This window comes from Paraburkholderia sp. A1RI_3L (genome assembly GCF_048957895.1).
GTDB lineage: Bacteria > Pseudomonadota > Gammaproteobacteria > Burkholderiales > Burkholderiaceae > Paraburkholderia > Paraburkholderia kururiensis.
The window spans coordinates 1-753 of the sequence record NZ_JARCHA010000062.1 but is presented as its reverse complement, the minus strand read 5'-3'; the positions used below and the strand labels follow the sequence as shown (position 1 = coordinate 753).

The 753-nt window shown below is 60.0% G+C and carries 1 protein-coding gene; it reads left to right on the top strand.

The window, feature by feature from the left end:
• The coding region (locus PXJ20_RS32880) for a T6SS effector phospholipase Tle3 domain-containing protein (protein WP_421057512.1) at positions 1-753 on the top strand (753 nt) is incomplete at both ends.

Here is a 753-nt window from a genome sequence, read left to right as displayed (position 1 = left end):
AATCCGGCGTGGACGAACGCGACAATCACGGCAGGCTGTACGTGTATTTCACGCCGCACGACCGCGTGATGGGCGCGGTACCGCTGCAAAGCATCGGTTGGCAGGGCGTGGACGACAGACTGCTCGCCGAGCTGGGCGATACCGTCAAACAGCGCATGCTGGCACGTGGCACGCCAGTGGGCGACGCGCCGGGCGTAAAGAAGTTCGGTACGCTGCCGCCGATTCCCGAAGACAAGCTCGTACCCGGTGCGAAGCCGACAGATTTCTGGAATGGAAACCGCGATATTTTTTCGCCCCTCATGAAACTGTGGGCCGTACCCCATCCCGACAAGACCGTGACTATCAACGCGGAAGAGGTGCCGCAGCCCGTCACGGCGGAAGAAATGTGGCCGTTCGAAAACTCGCGTAAAGGAGTGGATGAAATGGGCAAGTGGGTTTCCGATCCCAATGACCCGAACGGAGGGCATTACGCTGATCCCGATTACCGTTATATGCGCTCGATTTATCAGCCGGAGCGCACCGTGACGACGGAGGACATTTACAGCTCCACTCGGACGACCCGACTTGAAACGCAGGACGAAATGTTGCAGCGGCTCGATACCTATCACGCCGAGCCGACCAACCACAGCACGCTGCCGCAGCACGAAGCTTTCATGCGTCGCGTGGTGGCCTACGATCTGCCGGTCGGCTTTTGCGATTCGTATGAGAGGCCGGCGTTCTGGACCCGCCTGATGAAGCTGGCCGACTGGACAC